This window comes from Mesorhizobium sp. AD1-1, from assembly GCF_020164655.1.
Classification (GTDB): Bacteria; Pseudomonadota; Alphaproteobacteria; order Rhizobiales; family Rhizobiaceae; genus Mesorhizobium; species Mesorhizobium ciceri.
Window position 1 is genome coordinate 643,364 of the sequence record NZ_JAIUGP010000002.1, and the last position, 6,019, is coordinate 649,382.

Below are 6,019 nucleotides of genomic sequence, written 5' to 3' on the forward strand. Positions count from 1 at the left end.
GCTATGGCCGGCATGGTCGAAAGCGACAAGATCGACGTCGGGTTTTCCGGCAAGCGCTGCATCCATTCGCGCAACTGCGTGCTCGGCGATCCGCACGTCTTCGTGCCCAACGCGCCGGGTCAATGGATCCATCCCGAGGCGGCCAGCGTCGAGAAGATCGTCGCCATCGCCGAAAGCTGCCCGTCGGGCGCCATCACCTATGTCAGGAAGGATGGCGGGCCGCAGGAGCAAGCACCGGTGGTCAACACGGTGCGGCTGCGGGAAAACGGCCCGCTGGCGGTACACGCCGAGATCGTTCTCGACGGCGAGACTTCTTATCGTGCCACGCTCTGCCGCTGCGGCGCTTCGGAAAACAAGCCGTTCTGCGACGGCAGCCACAACAAATCCGGTTTTGCCGCCACCGGCGAGCCGCAGCTGAAGGACACGCCGGCGCTCGAAGCGAGAAATGGTCCGCTGAAAGTGACGCCGACCACCAATGGCCCGCTCAAGCTTGAGGGCAATCTCGAGATCGTCACCGGAACCGGCCATACGGTCGACCGTACACAACGCGCCTTCCTCTGCCGCTGCGGCCATTCCGCCAACAAGCCGTTCTGCGATGGCACGCACAAGAAAGTGGGGTTTGTCGGGTAGGTTGGCGCTTCGGCCAACGCTGCCAATCTCCGCCTTGGCCCAGCGCTCGCAGCTTTATCGACCGGCCCGCATCGGCTAAAGGCAGGGGCAGACAGACTCCCCAGCCGGACCGCCGCCAAAAATGACAGCCAAGACCAAGCCAAAACCGTTGTTCCTCGGGATCGACACCGGCGGCACCTATACCGATGCCGTGTTGTGGTCTGAAACGGAAGGCCCGCAAGAAGGGCCGAACAAGGGCAAGGTGCTGGCCAAGGCCAAGGCGCTGACCACCAGGCATGATCTTGCCGTCGGCATTTCCGGCGCCGTCGACGCGGTGCTGCAGAAAGCCGGAACCGATCCGGCTGATATCAAGCTGGTGTCGATGTCGACGACGCTTGCCACCAACGCGCTCGTCGAGGGCCAGGGCGGCCGCGTCGCGCTGGTGATGATCGGCTTTTCCGAGGGCGATCTCGCCCGCGACGGGCTGAAGGCCGCGCTCGGCACCGATCCGGTGGTTTTTTGTCCGGGCGGCCACGACGTGCATGGCAATGCCGCCAAGCTCGATCTGTCCGGACTGGAAGCGGCGCTGCCGGAACTCGGCGCCTCGGTGTCCGGCTTTGCCGTCTGCGCCTACTTCGCCACCCGCAATCCGGCGCATGAGATCGCCGCCCGCGAGTTGATCCGCGACAAGTCCGGCCTGCCGGTCACATCGAGCCACGAGCTGTCGGCCAAGCTCGGCGGCCCGCGCCGGGCGCTGACCACTTTGCTCAACGCCAGGCTGATCTCGATGATCGACCGGCTGGTGGCAGCGACCGAAGGCTTCCTCGAGGCGCGCAACATCGCAGCACCGCTGATGGTGGTGCGCGGCGATGGCGCGCTGGTTTCAGCCGCTTTTGCCCGCCAGCGACCGATCGAGACCATCCTGTCCGGCCCGGCCGCCAGCCTGGTCGGCGCCCGCCACATGACCGGGCTCGACAATGCTGTGGTGTCCGACATCGGCGGCACCACCACCGACGTCGCCGTGCTCGACGGCGGCCGTCCCAGGCTAGATCCGGAAGGCGCCACCGTCGGCGGCTTCCGCACCATGGTCGAGGCCGTCGCCATGCGCACCTTCGGCCTCGGCGGCGATTCCGAAGTGGCGCTGGAGGATGGCGCGCTCAACCCCAGGATCCTGCTCGGGCCGCGCCGCCTGGTGCCGCTGGCGCTGGCCGGCATGGCGCATGGCGTAGCGGTGATCTCAGAGCTGGAGCGTCAGCTGCGGGCACCCAATCCCGGCCGTATGGACGGCCGCTTCGCGGTGCGCACCGGCGTGCCGGACCGGCTCGCCGCCGGCCTGACCGGCGCCGAAGCCAAGCTCTACGAGCTGATTGGTGCCGTGCCGCTCGCCGTCGACAGGCTTTTGACCTCGAACGCGCAGAACGCGACGCTGAACCGGCTGGTGTCGCGCGGGCTGGTGCATGTCGCCGGCTTCACCCCGTCGGACGCCGCCCACGTGCTGGGCAAGCAGGCGAACTGGGACCCTATCGCGGCGCGCCTCGGCGCCGAACTGTTCGCCCGCAAGCGTGACGGCCGTGGCCAGAACATCGCCGCTTCGCCGGAAGCGATCTCGGAACGGGTGCTGGTGACGCTGACACGCTGGTCGGCCGAATATATCCTCGAGACCGCCTTTGCCGAGGATGGGCTCGACGGCGCCGCGACGGTGGCGCACGCCCTGGTGCAGCGCGCAGTCGACGCGCATCCCGGCATCGCCCGCCTGAGCGTTGCGCTCGACCGCCCGGTCATCGGCCTCGGCGCCTCGGCGCCGCTGCACTATGCCGGCTTGGCCGAGCTGATCGGCAATGACTGCGTGGTGCCCAGGGATACCGATGTCGCCAACGCGCTCGGCGCCGTCGTCGGCCAGGTCAGGGTTTCGGCCGAGGCGCGGGTCAGCCAGCCCATAGAAGGGCTGTTTCGTCTCGCCTCGGGCGAGACCGTACGCGATTTCCTCGACGAGGCAGCGGCGATCGCGGCGGCCGAGGCCGATGTCCGCGCCATCGTCGCGGAGCGCGCCAGGCATGCCGGCACCGACAGCGCCGAGATCGACGTCGCCACCGAATTCCGGGTCTCGACCGTCGAGGCCCAGCGCATGTTCATCGAGGCGCATGTCGTGGCCGTGGCCTCGGGAAGGCCGCGCATTGCGGTTTGAGCGACGCGGCGAAATACGCCACCTTCACCCTAAGCTGAATTGACCCGGCAAACCTGACATGCCAAAGGCCCGCAAAGCCTTTCATCTGGAGTAGCCTGATGACCGACCGCATCGAGATCGCCGGATTGCGGATTGCCCGCGAGCTGCATGAGTTCGTGGCCACGGAAGCGCTGCCGGGCACGGGGATCGAAGCGGACGCCTTCTGGAACGGTTTTTCGGCCATCGTCCATGATCTGGCGCCGAAGAACCGGGCGCTGCTGGCAAAGCGTGACGCCATCCAGGAACAGATAGACGGCTGGTATCGCGATCACGGCGCGCCGGTCGACATGGAGGCCTACAAGGGCTTCCTGAAAGAGATCGGCTACCTCGTTCCCGAAGGCCCGGCCTTCAGCGTGTCGACCGACAACGTCGACCCGGAAATTGCTGATGTTGCCGGACCGCAGCTGGTCGTGCCGGTGATGAATGCGCGCTATGCGCTCAACGCTGCCAATGCGCGCTGGGGTTCGCTCTACGATGCGCTCTACGGCACCGATGCCATCCCCGAAACGGATGGCGCCGAAAAGGGCAAAGCCTTCAATCCGCCGCGCGGCGCCAAGGTCGTCGCCTGGACGAAGACCTTTCTCGACGAGGCTACCCCGCTCACGTCCGGCAAATGGGCCGGCGTCAATGGCCTGTCGCTGGCGCAGGGTGCCTTGAGGCTAAGCGCCGGCGCCGGCTCGACGACGCTGGCCGACCCCAGGCAATTCGTCGGCTATCGCGGCGATGCCGCCAATCCCGATGCCGTGCTGCTTGTGCGCAACGGCCTGCACATCGAAATCGTGATCGACCGCAACAACCAGATCGGCCGCACCGATCCGGCGGGCATCGCCGATGTCATCCTGGAATCGGCGCTGACCACCATCCAGGACTGCGAGGATTCGGTCGCGGCGGTGGATGCGCCAGACAAGGTCATCGTCTACCGCAACTGGCTCGGCCTGATGAAGGGTGACCTGGCGGAAGAGATCACCAAGGGCGGCAAGAGTTTTATCCGCAAGCTCAATCCCGACCGCGCCTACACCGCGCCCGCCGGTGGCACGCTGACCGTGCCCGGCCGCTCGCTGATGCTGGTCAGGAATGTCGGCCACCTGATGACCAGCCCGGCGATCCTCGACCGCGACGGCAATGAGGTTCCGGAAGGCATCATGGATGCGGCGATGACGGCGCTGATCGCGCTGCACGATGTCGGGCCGAACGGCCGCCGCGCCAATTCCCGTGCCGGCTCGATGTATGTCGTGAAACCCAAGATGCATGGGCCCGACGAAGTCGCCTTCGCCGTCGAGATCTTCGACCGCGTCGAAGCGCTGCTCGGCATGGCGAAAAATACCATCAAGATGGGCATCATGGACGAGGAGCGGCGCACCACCGTCAACCTCAAGGAGGCAATCCGCGCCGCAAAGGAGCGCGTCGTGTTCATCAACACCGGCTTTCTCGACCGCACCGGCGACGAGATCCACACCTCGATGGAAGCCGGCCCGATGATCCGCAAGGGCGACATGAAGCAGGCCGCCTGGATTTCCGCCTACGAGGCGTGGAATGTCGACATCGGGCTGGAATGCGGCTTGGCCGGCCACGCCCAGATCGGCAAGGGCATGTGGGCGATGCCGGATCTGATGGCTGCGATGCTGGTCGAGAAGATCGCCCACCCCAAGGCCGGCGCCAACACCGCCTGGGTGCCGTCGCCGACGGCGGCGACGCTGCATGCCACGCACTATCACAAGGTCGATGTTCACGCCGTGCAGGCGGCGCTGAAGAACCGGCCCAAGGCCAGGCTCGACGACATCCTGTCGGTGCCCGTTGCCGTGCGGCCGAACTGGTCGCCCGAGGATATCCAGAAGGAACTCGACAACAACGCGCAGGGCATTCTTGGCTATGTCGTGCGCTGGATCGACCAGGGCGTCGGCTGCTCGAAAGTGCCTGACATCAACGATGTCGGCCTGATGGAAGACCGCGCCACGCTGCGTATTTCCTCACAGCACATCGCCAACTGGCTGCACCACGGCGTGTGCAGCGAGGACCAGGTAATGGCGACGATGAAGCGCATGGCTGACATCGTCGACCGCCAGAACGCGGGCGACCCGCTCTACCAGCCCATGGCGGCCGATTTCGACGGATCGATCGCCTTTCAGGCCGCCTGTGATCTGGTCTTCAAGGGCCGCGTCCAGCCCAATGGCTACACCGAGCCGGTGTTGCACGCGCGGCGGCTGGAACTGAAGGCGCAGCAGGGCTGAAGAGGCCAGTCCCTGCCGTGAATGGGGCGGCAGGTCTTCGGCCTGACTTCCTCCGGAGGTGAGGCGTCAGGAAGCTGTATGGTCCAGGAGCCGGATGGTGGGATCGCGACGGTGTTCGGAGTTGACCCGATCGACGCCTTCCACCGTAATCGCGATCGTCCCGTTTTCCACTCTTGCTATCCAGCCCTTCGCTTTCAGATACCAGAGATGAAACTCGAGATGCTCTCGCGGACAGTCTGACAGGCGTTCGAGCTCCACATCCCCGATCCCGGGATTGCTGACGTCGTGCCGGCGCTTCGCGTAAAGCAGCGACAGCAGCCTGGCCTGGATCACGACATCCCGCTCGATGCCTTTGCTGTTGCTGGCTTCCTCGGTCAATTCGCGGCGAAGGCCGGCATGGTCCCTATACGCGATGTCGTATTGAGCGCGTTTGACCGGATCCTTGAGCGTGTTGTGGGCTTCCACGATTTCACTGAAGCGGGCTTCATCGCCGGTTTCGCGATTGTCGGGATGATAGCGCATCGCAAAATAGCGAAATATGCGCTCCAGCGTTTCCGAGTTGGCGTTCGGGCTGACTTCCAAAACTTCGTAGTAGTCAACGAACATAGCGGGCTCCCCGACCGCAATCATATTCACATTATCTAAATAAGGAATTCCCAATGCGGAGACCAAGACTTTGGTCCGATGCGATGACGTCCACGCCCCCGAAGACGGAGAAACGGCCGGCGCCCGGTCGGTGGGGGCCGTTGGGTGGTGAGGACGTCGACCAAGCGGACAATCAGGTCCGCCGCAGTGCGGAGATGGCCGATTCGTCGGATGACGGTTATGGCGTGATTGCGGAAGGTGGCGTGGCAGAGTCGGCTTGTCGGGCGGCGAGTGACCTACGCCGCCTGCGCCACCCGCTCCGAGCTCATGCGATAGGAAATCGCTTCGGCCAGATGGATGCGGCCGACGGTTT

5 protein-coding genes are annotated in these 6,019 nt (G+C 65.3%); 4 read left to right on the forward strand and 1 reads right to left on the reverse strand.

From position 1 onward, the window contains the following. The first annotated feature begins 3 nt into the window (after positions 1-3). The 3 genes from LB519_RS06640 (at position 4) to LB519_RS06650 (ending at position 5,061) form a co-directional block, all read left to right on the forward strand. Positions 4-630: a CDGSH iron-sulfur domain-containing protein gene (locus tag LB519_RS06640; RefSeq protein ID WP_013528606.1), complete on the forward strand. Its 627-nt coding sequence runs from the start codon at positions 4-6 to the stop codon at positions 628-630. Positions 631-751: 121 nt separating this feature from the next. Then, entirely contained in the window at positions 752-2,794 is a 2,043-nt protein-coding gene (locus tag LB519_RS06645; protein ID WP_224619121.1) for a hydantoinase/oxoprolinase family protein, read from the forward strand. A 98-nt stretch (positions 2,795-2,892) separates the two neighbouring features. Beyond that, complete coding sequence (locus LB519_RS06650) at positions 2,893-5,061, forward strand: malate synthase G (RefSeq protein ID WP_224619130.1); 2,169 nt, start codon at positions 2,893-2,895, stop codon at positions 5,059-5,061. 66 nt (positions 5,062-5,127) lie between these two features. On the opposite strand, the gene LB519_RS06655 is transcribed toward LB519_RS06650, so the two are convergent. Next, entirely contained in the window at positions 5,128-5,667 is a 540-nt protein-coding gene (locus tag LB519_RS06655; protein ID WP_013528603.1) for a J domain-containing protein, read from the reverse strand. Positions 5,668-5,807: 140 nt separating this feature from the next. On the opposite strand from LB519_RS06655, the gene LB519_RS06660 reads away from it, so the two are divergent. Beyond that, positions 5,808-6,019, forward strand: a 212-nt coding sequence (locus LB519_RS06660) for a hypothetical protein (RefSeq protein ID WP_224619132.1), incomplete at its 3' end; no start/stop codon positions are given.